Origin of the sequence: Crenobacter caeni (assembly GCF_010435965.1) — a bacterium.
In the GTDB taxonomy this organism is placed as follows: domain Bacteria; phylum Pseudomonadota; class Gammaproteobacteria; order Burkholderiales; family Chromobacteriaceae; genus Craterilacuibacter; species Craterilacuibacter caeni.
The window spans coordinates 180,114-196,099 of record NZ_JAAGAA010000003.1; the positions used below are offsets into that span (position 1 = coordinate 180,114).

Here is a 15,986-nt window from a genome sequence, read left to right on the forward strand (position 1 = left end):
CCGTCCCATCCGATTCTTGCCGGAGCCACGCCAGATGTCGCTCGAACAACTCTATAACCACGAAGAATTCATCGGCCGCCATATCGGGCCGGACGACGCCGACCGCGCCGCCATGTGTGCGCAACTGGGCGTTGCGAGCCTCGATGAACTGATCAGCCAGACCGTCCCCGCCGCGATCCGCCTGAACGGCCCGCTCGCGCTGCCCGGCGCGGTAAGCGAAGTCGAGGCGCTGACCGCCCTCAAGAAGGTGGCCACCAAGAATACCGTCGCCAAGTCCTTTATCGGACTGGGCTACCATCCGACCCTGCTGCCCAACGTGATCCTGCGCAACGTGCTGGAAAATCCGGGCTGGTACACCGCGTACACGCCGTATCAGGCGGAGATCGCGCAGGGCCGCCTCGAGGCGCTGCTCAATTACCAGCAGATGGTGATCGACCTGACCGGGCTGCCGATGGCCAACGCGTCCCTGCTCGACGAGGCGACCGCCGCCGCCGAGGCGATGGCGATGGCGCGCCGGGTGTCGAAGTCCAAGTCGAACACCTTCTTCGTCGACTGCCGCGTGCTGCCGCAGACGCTGGACGTGATGCGCACCCGTGCCGAGTACTTTGGCTTCGAGCTGGTGGTCGGCCAGCCGGAGGCGGCGGGTGTGGCCGAACACTTCGGCGCACTGTTCCAGTACCCGGGTGAAGAGGGCGACCTGATCGATCTGGCTTCGCCGATCGCCGCGGCCAAGGCCAAGGGCGCGGTGGTTGCGGTGGCCGCCGACATCATGGCGCTGGTGTTGCTCAAGTCGCCGGGCGAGCTGGGCGCCGACGTCGCGGTGGGTTCGACCCAGCGCTTTGGCGTGCCGATGGGCTTCGGCGGCCCGCACGCGGCCTATTTCGCGTTCCGCGAGAACATGAAGCGCGCGGCGCCGGGCCGCATCATCGGCGTGTCGGTCGACGCGCGCGGCAAGACCGCGCTGCGCATGGCGCTGCAGACCCGCGAGCAGCATATCCGCCGCGAGAAGGCGAACTCGAATATCTGCACCTCGCAAGTGCTGCTGGCCAACATCGCCGGCATGTACGCCGTCTACCACGGACCGGCAGGCCTCGCGCGCATCGCCCGCCGTATCCACCGGCTGGCGGCGATGTTCGCCCACGCGGTGAAGGCCGCGGGCGGCAAGCTCGTGCACGAGCGTTTCTTCGATACCGTCCACGTTGCGATGGACGGCCATGCCGACGCCGTCTACGCGCGGGCGCTGGCCGCGGGCTACAACCTGCGCCGCATCGGGCAGGACGCGCTCGCGGTCGCCTTCCACGAGCAGGCGAGCGCGGATGACCTCGCCTTCCTGATCGAGTGCTTCACCGGCGTACGCCCCGACCTTGCCGTGCTCGACGCCGAGGCGGCCGACGCGCTGCCGGCGGCTCTCACGCGCGAGTCGGCCATCCTTGCGCATCCGGTGTTCAAGCAGTACCACACCGAGCACGGCATGCTGCGCTACCTGAAGCGCCTGGAAAACCGCGACCTCGCGCTCAACCACTCGATGATCTCGCTGGGCAGCTGCACGATGAAGCTGAACGCGGTCGCCGAGATGATCCCGGTCACCTGGCCCGAGTTTGCCGAACTGCACCCGTTCTGCCCGCGCGAGCAGGCGGCGGGCTACCTCGAGATGATCGAGGGCCTGGCTGACCAGCTCAAGGCGATCACCGGCTTTGACGCGATCTCGATGCAGCCGAACTCCGGCGCGTCCGGCGAATACGCGGGCCTGTTGGCGATCCGCCGCTACCACGCGAGCCGGGGCGACGCGCACCGCGACGTGTGCCTGATCCCGCAGTCTGCCCACGGCACCAACCCGGCGACCGCGCAGATGCTCGGCATGCAGGTGGTGGTGGTGAAGTGTGACGAGCTGGGCAACGTCGACCTGTCCGACCTGCGCGCGAAGGCTGAGCAGCACGCCGACAAGCTGGGCGCGCTGATGATCACCTATCCGTCGACCCACGGCGTGTACGAAGAGGCGATCATCGACATCTGCGCGCTTATCCACGGCTTCGGCGGCCAGGTCTATATGGACGGCGCGAACATGAACGCACAGGTCGGCCTGATGCGCCCGGCCGACATCGGCGCCGACGTGCTGCACATGAACCTGCACAAGACCTTCTGCATCCCGCACGGCGGCGGCGGCCCGGGCATGGGGCCGATCGGCATGAAGACGCACCTGGCCCCCTTCATGGCGGACCATGTGGTCAGCGCCGTGCCCGGCGCGGTGCCGGGGCAGGGCGCGGTGTCGGCCGCTCCGTTCGGCTCGGCGTCCATCCTGCCGATCTCGTGGATGTACATCACGATGATGGGCGGCCACGGCCTGCGCCTGGCGACCGAACACGCGCTCCTGAACGCGAACTACGTCGCCGACCGCCTCTCGGCGCATTACCCGGTGCTCTACACCGGCAAGAACGGCCGCGTCGCGCACGAGTGCATCATCGACCTGCGCCCCCTGAAGGCGGCCTCCGGCGTGACCGAGGTCGACATCGCCAAGCGCCTGATGGACTACGGCTTCCACGCGCCGACGATGAGCTTCCCGGTGGCGGGCACGCTGATGATCGAGCCGACCGAGAGCGAGAACAGGGCCGAGCTCGACCGCTTCATCGACGCGATGATCGCCATCCGCGCCGAGGTGCAGGCAGTGGAGGACGGCGTATGGCCGGCGGACAACAACCCGCTGGTCAACGCGCCGCACGGCAAGGCCGATATCGCCGCCGACTGGCAGCGCCCGTACAGCCGCGAACAGGCATTCTTCCCGCTGGCCTACGTGCTGGACAACAAGTTCTGGCCGGCGGTCAACCGCATCGACGACGTGTACGGCGACCGCAATCTGGTGTGCAGTTGCCCGTCGACGGATAGTTACGCCTAAGCGGCATGCATTTAATTTGTAGCGAGTACCCGCAAGCTAATGCTTGCGGGTTTTTTTTGTGCCGCGTACTCTTGGCGCATGCGGCTGGCACCGCATGCGGTAGCGCTGGCCGGCGAGCTTGACGACAGGCAGTCTGGTGCATATTAGAGAGAATGCCTTTGCCTTTTTGCAACAGGCGGCAGGGGGTGGAAAGCATCGCCTGAATTGCTAACCTGATGTTTTTATTGATGTTTGTTTTTTTGTGGTGTGCATCGCGTACGCGGAAAACGCCCGGGTGGTCGATAGCGAGAGCATGTGCTCGTTGCCTGTTGATACCTAAATGGAATTTTCTGCTATGATCGCCGCCGCGATCCCGCTCACGCAGAGTGAAGACCATGACCCAAACCAGAAGAACCCAACAAATGCGCCGCGAGGGCACCATCGGCAAGCTCGTCGCGTCGGCTATCGACTGCATCAACGAACTGGGCTACCAGGGCGCCAGCGTGCAGATCATCTGCCAGCGTGCAGAAATGTCGCAGGGCGCGCTGTTCCGCCATTTCGCGACCAAGAACGAGCTGATGAAGCTGGTGCACAGCCGCACGGTCGACCTGTTGTTCGACCGTGCCGCCGCCGACCTCGCCGCGCTGCCCGCACAGACGTCCGACGAAGACAAGCTGTTGTGCATGCTGCGGGCGATGGTCGCCGAGCGCTACTACGTGGTGCTGATGGAGCTGATGATGGCCGCGCGTACCCAGCCCGAGCTCGCGAACTTGCTCGCTGAGGACGCCTTGCACCAGCGCGACCGCTTCATCGCCTTGCTGGGGACCTACTTCCCGGCTTACGCGGGCAACAGCGAATTCGTCGCGATGACGCTGACGATGGCGACCACCTACCACGGCATGTCGCTGTACGGTGCGCTTGCCAACAGCGCCGGCGGTATCGACCCGATGCCGCTGCGCGAGCAGTGGCTGCAGTCCATCCTGCACCAGGAGCTCGCGCGCATCGCGCGCAAGGGCGCGGACACCGCCAACCCGGTGTACGAGGTGCCGATCGCGGCGCCCCTGGCTTGACCGGCTGTGCTTGCCATGAAAAAGACCGCGCCTTGCGCGGTCTTTTTTCGTCTGGCGGGGCGCCGTTCACCCGGCGCGGCGGCAGGCGATCAGGTAGTTGACGTCGGTGTCATCCGACAGCGTGCAGGCGCCGGTGAGCGGGTTGTATTGCATCCCCCTCACGTCAAGGGTCTGCAAGCGGCAGTCGCGCGCCATGCGCGACAGTTCGGACGGCTTCAAAAAGCGCGCGTAGTCGTGCGTGCCGCGCCCGAGCAGTCCCAGCACATATTCGGCACCGACCACGGCGAGCAGGTAGGACTTGAGGTTGCGGTTGAGCGTCGAGAACACCACCAGGCCACCCGGTTTGACCAGCGCCGCGCAGCTTTGCACGATGCTGTGCGGGCTCGGGACGTGTTCGAGCATTTCCATGCAGGTGACCACGTCGAACGAGGCGGGCGCCTCCGCCGCGAGTGCCTCGGCCGAGATGCAGCGGTAGTCGACGGCGACGCCGCTGTCCAGGCTGTGCAACTGGGCGACCTTCAGCGACTTCTTGGCCAGGTCAATGCCGGTGACGGTAGCACCGGCGGATGCCATGCTCTCGGCAAGGATGCCGCCGCCGCAGCCGACGTCAAGCACCTGCTTGCCGGCAAGGCCGCCGCACAGCCGCTCGACGAAGGCGAGCCTGGCCGGGTTGATCGCGTGCAGCGGCTTGAATTCGCTGTCCTTGTCCCACCATTTGTGCGCGAGCTGGCTGAATTTCTCCAGTTCCTGCGCGTCGACGTTGTCGGTCATGCCGTTTTCCCCTTGCCAAGTATCCGTTCGCGCCAGCGCGCCGCATTTTCGAGCAGCGCACCGGTATCCAGCGTGGTGAGGGTGCGTGCCCGCATCAACGGTCGTCCCTTGACCCAGACATGGCTGACCTGTTCGCGGCCGGCCGCGTAGACCACGTGCGAGATCGGGTCGAATGCCGGCGAGGTTTCGACTGCTTCGAGGTCGATCGCGATCAGGTCGGCATCCTTGCCCGCGCGGATGCTGCCGACCTTGTCGCCGATGCCCAGCGCGCGCGCGCCGCCCAGCGTCGCCATCTTCAGCGCGGTCGCCGCCGGCACCGCGGTCGGGTCCAGCGTGCCGACCTTGGCCAGCAGCGCGGCCTGGCGCAGTTCGGCGAGCATGTCAAGCTTGTTGTTCGACGCGGCGCCGTCGGTGCCGATGCCGACGTTGACGCCGGCGGCCAGCAGGGCCGGTACCGGCGCGATGCCGGAGGCGAGCTTCATGTTCGAGGTCGGGTTGTGCGCGACCGACACCCCGTGGCGGGCGGCCAGTTCGATCTCGTCCTTATCCAGGTGCACCATGTGCGCGGCGATCAGGCGCGGCGACAGCAGGCCGAGCGCCTTGAGGCGGGCGAGCGGGCGCTGGTGCTGCTCGCGCCGGGCGTCTTCGACTTCGCCGGCCGTCTCGTGGATATGGCAGTGGATCAGCATGTCCTGCTCTTCGGCCAGCGTCACCACCTTGCGGAAGGTGTCGTCGGACACCGTGTACGGGGCGTGCGGCGCCAGCGTGAAGGTCACCAGCTCCTCGCCGAGGAATTCGCGCCGCTCTTCCAGTGCGCGGCTCAGGTACTCGTCGGCGTTCTGCGCGTAGTTGGTCGGGAACTCGAGGACGGTCGCACCGACGAAGGTACGCATGCCCGAGGCGAGGCCCGCGCGTGCCATGGCGCCGTGGTAGAAGTACATGTCGTTGATGGTGGTCGTGCCGCCACGGATCATTTCCGCCATGGCGAGCAGCGCACCGTCGAACACGAAATCGTCGGCGACATGCGCGGCCTCGGCCGGCCAGATATGGTTCTGCAGCCAGTCCATCAGCGCCTTGTCGTCGGCGAGGCCGCGCAGCAGGGTCATCGCGCTGTGGCCGTGCAGGTTGACGAGGCCCGGCATCAGCACATGGTGGTCCAGGCGGACCCTTTTTTCAGCGTTTACCGCGGCTGACTCGGTGGGATTTAATAAGGAAATAATTTCACCGTTATTGATGGCGACGGAATAATCCTCCAGAATCTCTCCGTCGTTCTCGACGGGGATCATCCAGCGGGCCGAGATCAGCAGGTCGAAGCCGTGGTCAGCCATGATGTTCACCTAATTTGCAAAGTTGGGGCGATTGTAGGAGGGGGGGCGCGCTTCGGCAACCCGAGGCGCCGGATTCCCCGTCGGCGGTGCCGCGTGCGCCGCGCGCGCATTGATGACCCGTTGAGGCTTGAACGTTTGCCACTTCCCGTGCCGTCCACCGAGAATTCCATCCTGTCGCGGTTGAGCCTGCGCCAGCTGTTTTTGCTGGCTGTCGTCGTCGGCCTGCTGATCCCCGCGCTGCTCGCCAGCGTGTTCGGCTACCGCGTGCAGCGCGACCAGTTGGTCGAGCGCTTCGGCCACGAGCAGCAGCGCATGCTGGAAATCGTGTCGTTTGGCATGCAGGAGCCGCTGTGGAACCTGAACCGCCAGTCGGGCTCCCCCTTGCTCGAGTCGGTGATGGACGACAAGCGGGTGCTGTCGGTGCAGGTCTACGACACGCTCAGCGGTGCCCCTTTCCTGTCCTCTCAGCGTGAAACCCCGCAGGCGCACCCGGGCGCGGTATTCGAGCGGCCCGTCGTGCACCGCGGCGAGACCATCGGCGTGGTACGCATCGCCTTTGACACCCGCCACCTGGACGAGACGCTGGAGCGGCAGCTGGTGTCGCTGCTGCTGATCGTGCTTGCGCAGCTCGTACTTTCCATCGTGCTGATCATGGCCATCCTTAACTCGCGCTTCCTGCGGCCGATGCAGCAGCTCTCGGCGCAGGCAGGCGAACTGGCCGCGCTGCGTCTGGAGCAGGCCTTCGAGTGGCGCAGGCCGGACGAACTGGGTGCGGTCGGCCGCCACCTGGAATGGGCACGCAGCGAGTTGCGCAGGCTTCTGGCCGAACTGGGCGACAAGACCCGCGCCCTGCAGGAGGATATCCGCCACCGGCGCGAGGTCGAGGAGGCCTTGCGCCGCTCCGAGGGCAAATACCGCGAGTTATTCCATTCCAGCCTCGACGGCATCCTGATCTGCGACGCGAACGCCCAGGTGATCGACGCGAACCCGGCGTTCCTCGCGATGACCGGCTATTCGGCCGAGCAGTTGCGCCGGCTCGGGTTCTGGCCGCTGCTGGCCGAGGGCGCGAGGACGGATGAGGAGCGGCGACTGCACGAAGAAGTGTGGACGCGCGGTTACTGCGACGAATACGAGACCGAGTACGTCGACCGCCTGGGCCGGCACTTCCCGGTCAGCGTGAAGGCGGTCGCGACCAGGGACGACAGCAGCGGGACGACAGGCGTGTGGCGGATGGTGCGCGACATCTCCAGCCAGCGCGAAGCGAAGGCCCGCCTGCAACTGGCGGGCAAGGTGTTCGACAATACCGCCGAAGGCATCCTGATTACCGACGCTGCCGGGGTGATCCGCAGCGCCAACCGGGCGCTCACCCGCATCAGCGGCTACAGCGAGCAGGAAATGGTCGGCCGCACGCCGGCGATGTTCTCATCCGGCTTGCAGGACGCCGCCTTCTACCGGCAGATGTGGCAGCAATTGCTGAGCGAAGGCCAGTGGCAGGGCGAACTGAGCAACCGCCGGCGTAGCGGAGAGATCTATCCGCAATGGCTGGTGATCAACGCCGTGCACGACGAGGGCGGCGAGCTCAGCCATTTTGTCGCCGTCTGCAGCGACGAGAGCGAGCGGCGCGCCGCCGACGAGCGCATCGATTACCTCGCGCATTTCGACGCGCTGACCGGCCTGCCCAACCGTACCCAGTTGCAGGAGCGCTCTTCGCTCGTCATCCAGCAGGAGGGCGCGGGTTGCGCGGCGCTGCTGCTGCTCGACCTGGACCGCTTCAAGACGGTCAACGAGTCGCTGGGGCATCAGGCTGGCGACATGCTGCTTCGTGTCGCCGCCGACCGTCTGGCCGCCGTGCTCGACGCCGGCCAGATTGTCGGGCGGCAGGGCGGCGACGAATTCATCGTGCTGCTGCCTAGGCTCGCCTCTGCCGACGACGCGCTGGGCGCCGCCTGCCGGATCCAGCAGGCGCTGGCGTCCCCGGTCGAGATCGACGGCCATCCGGTGCAGGCGTCGGCCAGTATCGGCATCAGCCTGTACCCGCAGGACGGACAGGATTTTGACACGCTGGTGCGCAACGCCGATGCGGCCATGTACCACGCCAAGGGCAGCGGCCGCGGTCAGGTCCGTTTCTACACTGCCGACCTGAACGCGCGTGCACGCGAGAGGCTGCAGGTGGAGGCGCAGTTGCGGCATGCGCTCGCATCCGGCGAGTTCGTGCTGCACTACCAGCCGCAGGTCGACATGAAGAGCGGGCGCATCGTCGGCGTCGAGGCCCTCGTGCGCTGGCAGCACCCGGAACGCGGCCTGCTCGGCCCGCTGCAGTTCATCGACGTCGCCGAGGACAGCGGGCTGATCGTCGGGATCGGCGGCTGGGTGCTGGACGAGGCGTGCGCGCAACTGGCGCGCTGGCGCGATGAGGGGCTGCCGTTGGTGCGGGTCGGCGTCAACCTGTCCGCGCTGCAGTTCAGGCAGCCCGATCTGGTCGACTCCATCGCCGAAGTGCTGGAGCGTTACCGACTGGACGCCGAGTGGCTGGACCTCGAGGTGACCGAGAGCCTGATCATGGAAGACGTGCCGCAGACGACGGCGCTGCTCGAGGCGATCCATGCGCTGGGCGTGAGCCTGTCGATCGACGACTTCGGTACCGGTTACTCCAGTTTGGCCTACCTCAAGCGGCTGAAGGCCGGCACGCTGAAGATCGACCGATCCTTCATCAAGGACTTGCCGCACGACGCCGACGACGCGGCGATTACCCGCACCGTCATCAGCATGGCGGCCAGCCTCAATATGCGGGTCGTCGCCGAGGGCGTGGAGACGCGCGCGCAATGGGCGCTGCTGGCTGCCGAAGGCTGCGACACGGTCCAGGGCTATTTCTGCTCGAAACCGCTGCCGGCCGAGGACTGCGCCCGGCTGCTGTGCTCGGGGAGCCGGGTGCTGGCCCCTGTGCCGTAAAGCCCGCGTTCCTTGCGCAAACCCGGCTTCCCGAGCCGGGTTTTTTTCCGCCTACCGGTCGCCAGATATATGCACGTCATTAATTTTTTTGAATATCCGGAGGTTTTCTCCTATCAATTGAAGACATGCCACCCGCTTGCCCAGGCAGGCCAGCCGCTTTCGCAAGGAGGAAGAATGAGTCTTTCCGACCTGACAGCAGACGCCCAGTCTGACGACGGCTACGAGTTCGAGGCGGCCGAGGCGCTGCGCGAGGAGGAGGGAACCGAGGCCGCCGCGGCAGAAACGGTCGAGCCACCGGAAGAGTCGACCGACATCACCCAGGTCTATCTCAACGACATCGGCCGGCAGAGCCTGCTCAAGCCGGCCGAGGAGCGGGCGCTGGCGGAGCGTGCGGTGGCCGGCGACTTCGACGCCCGCCAGGAAATGGTGTCGCGCAACCTGAGGCTGGTCGTCAATATCGCCAAGCGCTACGTCAACCGCGGCCTGCCCATGCTCGACCTGATCGAGGAGGGCAACCTGGGCTTGATGCACGCGCTCGACAAGTTCGACCCCGGCCGCGGCTTCCGTTTCTCGACCTACGCGACCTGGTGGATCCGCCAGAACATCGAGCGCGCGATCATGAACCAGTCGCGCACTATCCGCCTGCCGGTGCATGTGATCAAGCAGCTGAACGTCTACCTGCGGATCCGCCGCCGGCTCGAGGCACTGCATGGCTGCGAGCCTACGGCCGACGAGATCGCCGCAGAAGCGGGGGCGCCGGTCGCCGAGGTGCGCGAACTCTTGCAGTTGAACGAGCGGGCGGCGTCACTCGACGCGCCGCTGGCGGAAGACCCTATGTTGACGGTCGGCGACGCGATCGCCGACGAGCGGCAGGTGATGCCCGAGACGGCGCTGCACCTGAAGCGGATGGAGATCCACCTGGAGGGCTGGCTCTCAGAGCTTTCGCCCAAGCAGCGGCTGATCATCGAGCACCGCTACGGCCTGAACGACCGCGAGGTCCGTACGCTGGAAGACTTGGCCGGCGAACTGGGCCTGACCCGCGAACGGGTCAGGCAGATCCAGCTAGAATCCCTCGACCTGCTGCGCAGGGTGCTGCGCAGGCACGGGGTCGGTGCCGAAGTGCTTTCGCACGAGTAGCCGCTCAGACGGTTGCGCGGCCCGGCTGGCCGGAGGCGGGCACCGGCTCGAAGACGCGGCCGATCGCCGCGGTCACGTCGGCGCTCGCGTGCTCGGCCTCGCGCATATGGCCGACCACCTCCTCCAGCACCGTCCTGTCGCGCAGCCAGTCTCCCTTGACCGCCCGCATCGCCGCGCGCACATGGTCGTGGACCCGGGCATGCGGTTTCTCCAGTTCGGCGAAGCCCGGCCGCTGCGCGTAGCGGGCACGTCCTTCCCCTCCGTGGTACCAGCGCCCGAGCCTGCATTCGTCGTGCGGGACGTCGGTCTCGTCCGCCTGGGCGCCGGTGCCGCCCTGCTCGAGTCCGATATAGCTGTTCTGCATGTAGATGATATGGTCGAGCTTGACCAGCGACGAGAACGCGGTGTCTTTCGCGCGCGACAGGCTGTCGATGGTCGATTGCGCGGCTGCGGCCACCTCGTCGAATTCGGCCCTGAAACCGGCGACCCGCTGGCTGGCCGACGCGCTCTGGCTGACCGTCGCCTGCGTCTGTTCGACCATCGCCTCGACACGCTGGCTCAGGCGCTCGACGATGGAACCGATCTCGCGGGTCGCGCTGTGTGTGCGGTCGGCCAGCTTGCGCACTTCGTCGGCCACCACCGCGAAGCCGCGGCCGACTTCGCCGGCGCGCGCCGCCTCGATCGCGGCGTTCAGCGCGAGCAGGTTGGTCTGTTCGGTGATTTCGGTGATCAGGCGCACCGCGCCGACGATGCTGCCGCTGGCGTCGCCCAGTTCGCGCGCGCTTTGCGAGAGCTGCTGCATCCGGCGGTTGATCTCGTCGAACTCGCCGTCCAGATCCTCGACGGCTTGCCGGCTTGCCTGCGCACCGTCGCGGTTGCCTTCTGCGACCGACAGTACGCTGTTCATCTCGGCGCTGGCGCGCAACAGGTCCTGCTGGTTGCCCTTGAGGTTGCGCAACAGGTTGCCGGTGTTGAGCGTGTGCAACTGGCTGGACAGGCGGTTCTTCGCGTCGAATTCGGCCGCTTCCTGCATCGCCTTCATCGCGACGTTGACGCTGTGCATCGACAGCGCGAATTCGCCGGGCATGCCGTCGGTGAGCGCGCGCCGGCTGTAGTCGCCCTGGCTTGCCCGTTCGAAACAGGTGGCGATCTCCTTCGAGTGCGCTTCGAGCACGTCGAGCAACTCGTTCAGGCTCCACGCGACCTTGCCGATTTCGCCGAGGCCCTTGGTATTCGTGATGCGGACGTGGGTTTCGCCGTGAGCGGCCTTTTGCAGGACGCGGTCGATCTCGGCGAGCACCGCGAGCGGGCGTTGCTGCTGGCGCCAGGCATACACGGCGAAGACGACCGCCAGCAGTGGCACCAGGATGTTGGCAATGCCGACGCCGCGCTGAATGATGCTGTGTACGGCCAGTACCAGCACCATCGTCACGAAGACCACGCAGGCCGCCGAGAACTTGTGCTCGAGAAAGGGGGTGCGCCGGCTTACCTGGCTGGTCGAGCGCAGCAATTGTTCGGTCTGCGGGCGGCTCATCGGTAGCTTCCCTGTGCGTGGTTATGGCGGTTGTAGAGGTCGAGCACAAAGGTCTCGTAGTTGACGCCAAGCCCGGCAAGCTGCCCTTCGAGCCAGGCAAGCGACGCGGCGGGCGCGTCGGCGGCGGATGTGGCGCGCTCGATATCCAGCATTTGCCGGTAGAGTGGCTCGACAACCGTAATCGCCTGCGCCGGCGCCTGCCGCCGCACCGAGAAATAGCCGACCGGCTGGCCTTGCCTGCGGTCGATGGTGACGTTGGCGAACACCCAGTAGTGGTGTCCGTCGGCGGTCATGTTCTTGACGATGCCGAAGAACTCGCGGCCGCCCTTCAGTGCGTCCCACATCAGCCGGAACGCGCCGCGCGGCATGTCCGGGTGGCGGACGATATTGTGCTGTACGCCGAGCAACGCTTCTTCAGGGTAATTGCAGACCCGCATGAACACGCGGTTGACGTAGGTGATGCGGCCGGAGAGGTCGGTCTTGCTGACGATCAATTCGTCGGCGGGGAAGCTGACTTCCTGGCCGGTAGGCGTGAGGCGGGGTTTCATGGCTAGCGCTGGGTCATTGAGTGCTATTGTTTATGGCTAGGATTTTATAGTTATGCCCATGTCAATGATAGTGGTTTTTGTGCATGGCGCTGGGCGTACCGAGTCGGCTGCCGGATAATGCGCGGGATACCGACCGATGGAGTGTGCGATGAACGAAACCGCGATGAGCGACGCCGATTACCAAAAGTTGGGCCAGACGCTTTCGGGCCTGGCCGGGCAGGGGGCGATGAAGCTGGAGACGCTGGACGGCTTTTTTGCCGCGCTGGTGGCCGGCCCCGAGGTGATCCGCGCGGCCGAGTGCCTGCCGCAGATCCTGGGGCGAGCCTGGGACGACGACACGGCCTTCCCCGGCCCCAAGGCATTTGACGAATTCATGCGCCTCGTCAACGGGCACTGGCACGAAGTTTCGGCGACCCTGCTCGCCGGCGAGGATTACTACCCGTGGCTGGACGCGGATGACGCGGGACGCGTGTCCGGCAACGACTGGGCCGAAGGTTTCGAGCGGGGGATGGCCTTGCAGCCGGCCGACTGGCAACTGGCCTTCGATAACGCGGACGCGGGCGCCGCACTCGCGCCGATCATGACGCTGGCGATGGAGCGCGAGGCCGACCCGGCGCTGCGCACCACCGTCAGCGATGCGCAAAGGGAAGAGTTGCTCGGCCAGCTCTCGCCGGCCGTCGCCCGCCTGCACGACTTCTTCCGCGCGCTGCGCGAGAAGATGGCCGCCGACCTGGCCGCCGCCGAGCAGGAGAAGACCAGCTTCTGAATGCCCGCTACGCTGGCCCCCTGTGGGGGGCCACAGTAGCCTTGCGGCGCCCGTTCAGGCGCGGCCGGGAAAGAGTTTCTGCAGCAGGAGGCCGCCCAGGATCAGCGCGAGGCCGGCCAGCGTCGAGGCGAGGATGGGTTCGCCGACGATCAGGTGGATCAGCCACAGCGACACGATGGGCGACAGGAAGATCAGGTTGGCGATGCGCGCGGTGCTGGCGGTCAGCTTCATCGCGCTGAGCCACAGCACGAAGGTGAAACCCATCTCGACCGCGCCGACGTAGGCCGCGCCGGCGAGCCCCTGCCAGGCGATCGGGGTCAGCTCGCCTTGCAGCGCGCACCACAGCAGCGCGAGCGGCAGCGCGAGCGTGAAGTTCAGCGCGAGCCCCAGCACCGGTTCGCGCGCGTCGCGCGTGCTGAAAATCCAGTAGCTCGCCCACAACAGCGTCGACGCCAGCGCCCATAGCACTCCCTCCGCGTTGGAGAACGACAGCGACAGCAACTCGCCCCGCGTGCCGATCACCAGCACGCCCAGATAGCAGGTCAGCGCGGCGGCCAGGTCCTGCCGTCTCAGCGTTTGCCCCAACAGCGGTACCGACAACAGCGTCATCGTCAGCGCCCAGGTGTAGTTGATCGCCTGCGCCTCCTGCGCGGGCAACAGCGCGTACGCCTGGAACAGGATCAGGTAGTAGGCGAAGGGGTTGACCGCACCTAGCAATAGCGAGCGGCGCCACTGCAGGCGCAAGGCCGGCAGGAATTCCCCCAGCCTTTTCTGCCAGGCGAGAATGGCCATCAGCGAGGCAAGGCTGGCCGCGCTGGCGTACAGCACGAGTTGCGCCGGGCTCAGATGTTCGAGGCTCAGCTTGAAGGCGGAGGCGACGGTCGACCAGGCGAGGACGGCGCAAAGCCCCAGCAAGGTGGCACGGGTCTGGCGGGTCAAACGGTATTCCTTTCGTGGATCAGGAGCAGGGCGTTGGCGATGTCGGTAAGATCCGCGGCGCTTTGCGAGGCGGCGAGTCCCAGCATGTAGCCCTGGCGGGCGCGGTACAGGTCGCCGGTCAGTCCGTGCAGGTAAACCCCGAGGCAGGCGGCGTCAAACGGCGGCAGGTGCTGCGCGATCAGCGCGGCGATCGCGCCCGACAGTACGTCGCCTTGGCCGGCGGCGGCAAGCGCGGCATTGCCGCTGGCGTTGACGCGGTAAAAGCCGTCGGCGCGCGCGATCAGCGTGCCGGCGCCCTTGAGCACCACGGTCTGCCCGAAACGGCGGGCAAGCGCGCGCGCGGCGCCGACGCGGTCGGCCTGCACCTCGGCGGTGGAGAGGCCCAGCAGGCGGGCGGCCTCGGCCGGGTGCGGGGTCAGCACCGCCGGCGCCTGCCGTCTGGCCAGCCGTTCAGCAAGCACGGGGTCGGCGGCGACCAGGTTCAGCGCGTCGGCGTCGACGACGAGCGACACGTCACCCGCGAGCGCCGCGGCGAGCGCGGCGCGCGCGTCTCCGCTCTGGCCCAGCCCCGGCCCGATGGCGCACACCTCGTGGGTGGGCAGCGTTGGCGTATGCGGTGCGATCATCAGCTCGGGGTGGCAAGGATCGACGGCGAGGCGGGCGTCCAGCGTGGCCAGATGCACCTTGCCTGCGCCCAACGACAACGCGGCACGTCCGGCGAGCAGCGCCGCGCCCAGCATGCCCGGCGAGCCGCCGACCACGCAGACGGTACCATAGCTGCCCTTGTGGCTGTTGGCCTTGCGCGCGAGCGGCGCGAGCAGCGGGCGGTTGAGTTCGCCCTCGGCCTCGGGCCACATCGCCGGCGGCACATCGAGCGGCGCGACCTCCAGTGCGCCGGTGAGCCCCGGCCCGTCGCCGGTGAGAAGGCCTGCCTTGAGACACAGGAAGGTGAGCGTATGCCTGGCGCGGATCGCCTCGCCCGGCGCGGTACCGCGCGTCGCATCCAGCCCGCTCGGGGCGTCGAGCGCGAGCACCGGCACGTCACTTGCGTTGACCGCGCGGATCAGCGCGTCCCACGGCGCTGATGGCGCGCGCGCAAGGCCGATGCCGAACAGCCCGTCGACGACCAGCGCGCCGGCGGCGGCAGGAAGTTCGCGGTCGGTGTGGCCGGAGATCTCGTCCCAGCGCGCGCGCGCGGCGACGGCCTCGTCGCCCTGTTGCGGCGCAGGGCTGACCACGGTGACCGGGTAGCCCGCACGGACAAGCTCGCACGCCAGGTGCAGCGCGTCGCCGCCGTTGTTGCCGGGGCCGGCGAGCACGGTGACGGGCGCAGGCTCAGGGAGCAGGGCGCGCACCTTGTCGGCCGCCGCGCACGCGGCGCGGCGCATCAGGCCCATGCCCTGGGCGGCGGCGGCCGCTTCCAGCGCCCGCTGCGCGGCGAGGGACTGGATCGCCGGGTTCATCGCGTCTCGCCCCAGCGCGGCACCAGCGTGTTCGGCACGCCGATCTGGTCGAGGATGCGCGCGACGACGAAGTCGACCATGTCGTCGACGCTTTGCGGACGCGTGTAAAAACCGGGCGCGGGCGGCAGGATCACCACGCCCAGCCGGGCAAGCTTGAGCATGTTCTCGAGATGAATGGCCGAGAGCGGCGTCTCGCGCGGCACCAGCACCAGCTTCTTCTGCTCCTTGATCGCGACGTCGGCGGCGCGTTCGATCAGGTTGTCGCTCATGCCCTGCGCGATCGCGGCGAGCGTCCCCATCGAGCACGGGCAGACCACCATCGCGTCGGCCGGGTTGGAGCCGGAGGCGACCGGTGCGTGCCAGGCCTCGCGCCCGAACGCGCGCAGCTGGCCTTCTTCGGCGCCGCTCATCTCTGTGAGGTATCGGGTCAGCGCGTCGGGCGCGGCGGGCAGCGCGAAGTCGGTCTCCTCGCGCGCGACCACCTGAGCGGCCTGCGAGGCAAGTACCCAGACGCGCACGCGCGCGGCGACGAGCGCGCGGATCAGCGCGAGGCCGTACGGCAGGCCGGAGGCGCCGGTCAGCGCGACAGTGACGGTGTGTGGGGTGGGCATG

12 protein-coding genes are annotated in these 15,986 nt (G+C 67.3%); 5 read left to right on the top strand and 7 right to left on the bottom strand.

The features are described from left to right. Window positions 1–34: 34 nt before the first annotated feature. Together gcvP and GZH52_RS04695 are read left to right on the top strand one after the other, a co-directional pair. Entirely contained in the window at window positions 35–2,890 is a 2,856-nt protein-coding gene (gcvP, locus tag GZH52_RS04690; RefSeq protein WP_163315333.1) for an aminomethyl-transferring glycine dehydrogenase, read from the top strand. Window positions 2,891–3,291: 401 nt separating this feature from the next. Next, window positions 3,292–3,939 (top strand): TetR/AcrR family transcriptional regulator, encoded by a 648-nt coding sequence (locus tag GZH52_RS04695; protein ID WP_203525618.1) that lies wholly within the window; start codon window positions 3,292–3,294, stop codon window positions 3,937–3,939. A gap of 66 nt (window positions 3,940–4,005) precedes the next feature. Here the strand turns inward: GZH52_RS04695 and ubiG are convergent, their stop codons facing one another. Together ubiG and GZH52_RS04705 are read right to left on the bottom strand one after the other, a co-directional pair. Further along, window positions 4,006–4,710 (bottom strand): bifunctional 2-polyprenyl-6-hydroxyphenol methylase/3-demethylubiquinol 3-O-methyltransferase UbiG, encoded by a 705-nt coding sequence (ubiG, locus tag GZH52_RS04700; RefSeq protein ID WP_163315335.1) that lies wholly within the window; start codon window positions 4,708–4,710, stop codon window positions 4,006–4,008. After that, window positions 4,707–6,038, bottom strand: coding sequence for a TRZ/ATZ family hydrolase (locus GZH52_RS04705; RefSeq protein ID WP_163315336.1), 1,332 nt, complete (start codon window positions 6,036–6,038; stop codon window positions 4,707–4,709). Before GZH52_RS04705 ends, ubiG begins: the two co-directional genes overlap by 4 nt. Window positions 6,039–6,173: 135 nt before the next feature. On the opposite strand from GZH52_RS04705, the gene GZH52_RS04710 reads away from it, so the two are divergent. Beyond that, window positions 6,174–8,987, top strand: coding sequence for an EAL domain-containing protein (locus GZH52_RS04710; protein WP_163315337.1), 2,814 nt, complete (start codon window positions 6,174–6,176; stop codon window positions 8,985–8,987). Window positions 8,988–9,161: 174 nt separating this feature from the next. Then, window positions 9,162–10,124 (top strand): RNA polymerase sigma factor RpoS, encoded by a 963-nt coding sequence (gene rpoS / locus GZH52_RS04715; RefSeq protein WP_163315338.1) that lies wholly within the window; start codon window positions 9,162–9,164, stop codon window positions 10,122–10,124. A 4-nt stretch (window positions 10,125–10,128) separates the two neighbouring features. Here rpoS and GZH52_RS04720 read toward each other — a convergent pair whose 3' ends face one another. Beyond that, the gene (locus GZH52_RS04720; RefSeq protein WP_163315339.1) at window positions 10,129–11,658 is read right to left on the bottom strand and encodes a methyl-accepting chemotaxis protein; all 1,530 of its coding nucleotides are present in this window, start codon (window positions 11,656–11,658) and stop codon (window positions 10,129–10,131) included. Next, window positions 11,655–12,206: a PAS domain-containing protein gene (locus GZH52_RS04725; protein WP_163315340.1), complete on the bottom strand. Its 552-nt coding sequence runs from the start codon at window positions 12,204–12,206 to the stop codon at window positions 11,655–11,657. The genes GZH52_RS04720 and GZH52_RS04725 overlap by 4 nt, the downstream gene beginning before the upstream one ends. A 148-nt stretch (window positions 12,207–12,354) precedes the next feature. Here GZH52_RS04725 and GZH52_RS04730 point away from each other — a divergent pair, with 148 nt between their 5' ends. Further along, the gene (locus GZH52_RS04730; protein WP_163315341.1) at window positions 12,355–12,972 is read left to right on the top strand and encodes a UPF0149 family protein; all 618 of its coding nucleotides are present in this window, start codon (window positions 12,355–12,357) and stop codon (window positions 12,970–12,972) included. A 54-nt stretch (window positions 12,973–13,026) separates the two neighbouring features. Here the strand turns inward: GZH52_RS04730 and GZH52_RS04735 are convergent, their stop codons facing one another. The 3 genes from GZH52_RS04735 to GZH52_RS04745 are packed head-to-tail and all read right to left on the bottom strand — an operon-like array spanning window position 13,027 to window position 15,985. Beyond that, entirely contained in the window at window positions 13,027–13,911 is an 885-nt protein-coding gene (locus GZH52_RS04735) for a DMT family transporter (RefSeq protein ID WP_163315342.1), read from the bottom strand. Beyond that, a complete protein-coding gene (locus GZH52_RS04740) occupies window positions 13,908–15,374 on the bottom strand; it encodes an NAD(P)H-hydrate dehydratase (RefSeq protein ID WP_163315343.1) in 1,467 nt (488 codons plus the stop codon). The genes GZH52_RS04735 and GZH52_RS04740 overlap by 4 nt, the downstream gene beginning before the upstream one ends. After that, the gene (locus tag GZH52_RS04745; RefSeq protein WP_163315344.1) at window positions 15,371–15,985 is read right to left on the bottom strand and encodes a flavin prenyltransferase UbiX; all 615 of its coding nucleotides are present in this window, start codon (window positions 15,983–15,985) and stop codon (window positions 15,371–15,373) included. The genes GZH52_RS04740 and GZH52_RS04745 overlap by 4 nt, the downstream gene beginning before the upstream one ends. Window position 15,986: the final 1 nt, after the last annotated feature.

What these genes read in the sequence shown, in the direction of transcription:
- gcvP (WP_163315333.1), top strand. Translation starts at nt 35, where the DNA reads ATGTCGCTCGAACAACTCTATAACCACGAAGAATTCATCGGCCGCCAT.
- GZH52_RS04695 (WP_203525618.1), top strand. Translation starts at nt 3,292, where the DNA reads ATGCGCCGCGAGGGCACCATCGGCAAGCTCGTCGCGTCGGCTATCGAC.
- ubiG (WP_163315335.1), bottom strand. Translation starts at nt 4,710, where the DNA reads ATGACCGACAACGTCGACGCGCAGGAACTGGAGAAATTCAGCCAGCTC.
- GZH52_RS04705 (WP_163315336.1), bottom strand. Translation starts at nt 6,038, where the DNA reads ATGGCTGACCACGGCTTCGACCTGCTGATCTCGGCCCGCTGGATGATC.
- rpoS (WP_163315338.1), top strand. Translation starts at nt 9,162, where the DNA reads ATGAGTCTTTCCGACCTGACAGCAGACGCCCAGTCTGACGACGGCTAC.
- GZH52_RS04720 (WP_163315339.1), bottom strand. Translation starts at nt 11,658, where the DNA reads ATGAGCCGCCCGCAGACCGAACAATTGCTGCGCTCGACCAGCCAGGTA.
- GZH52_RS04725 (WP_163315340.1), bottom strand. Translation starts at nt 12,206, where the DNA reads ATGAAACCCCGCCTCACGCCTACCGGCCAGGAAGTCAGCTTCCCCGCC.
- GZH52_RS04730 (WP_163315341.1), top strand. Translation starts at nt 12,355, where the DNA reads ATGAACGAAACCGCGATGAGCGACGCCGATTACCAAAAGTTGGGCCAG.
- GZH52_RS04740 (WP_163315343.1), bottom strand. Translation starts at nt 15,374, where the DNA reads ATGAACCCGGCGATCCAGTCCCTCGCCGCGCAGCGGGCGCTGGAAGCG.
- GZH52_RS04745 (WP_163315344.1), bottom strand. Translation starts at nt 15,985, where the DNA reads ATGCCCACCCCACACACCGTCACTGTCGCGCTGACCGGCGCCTCCGGC.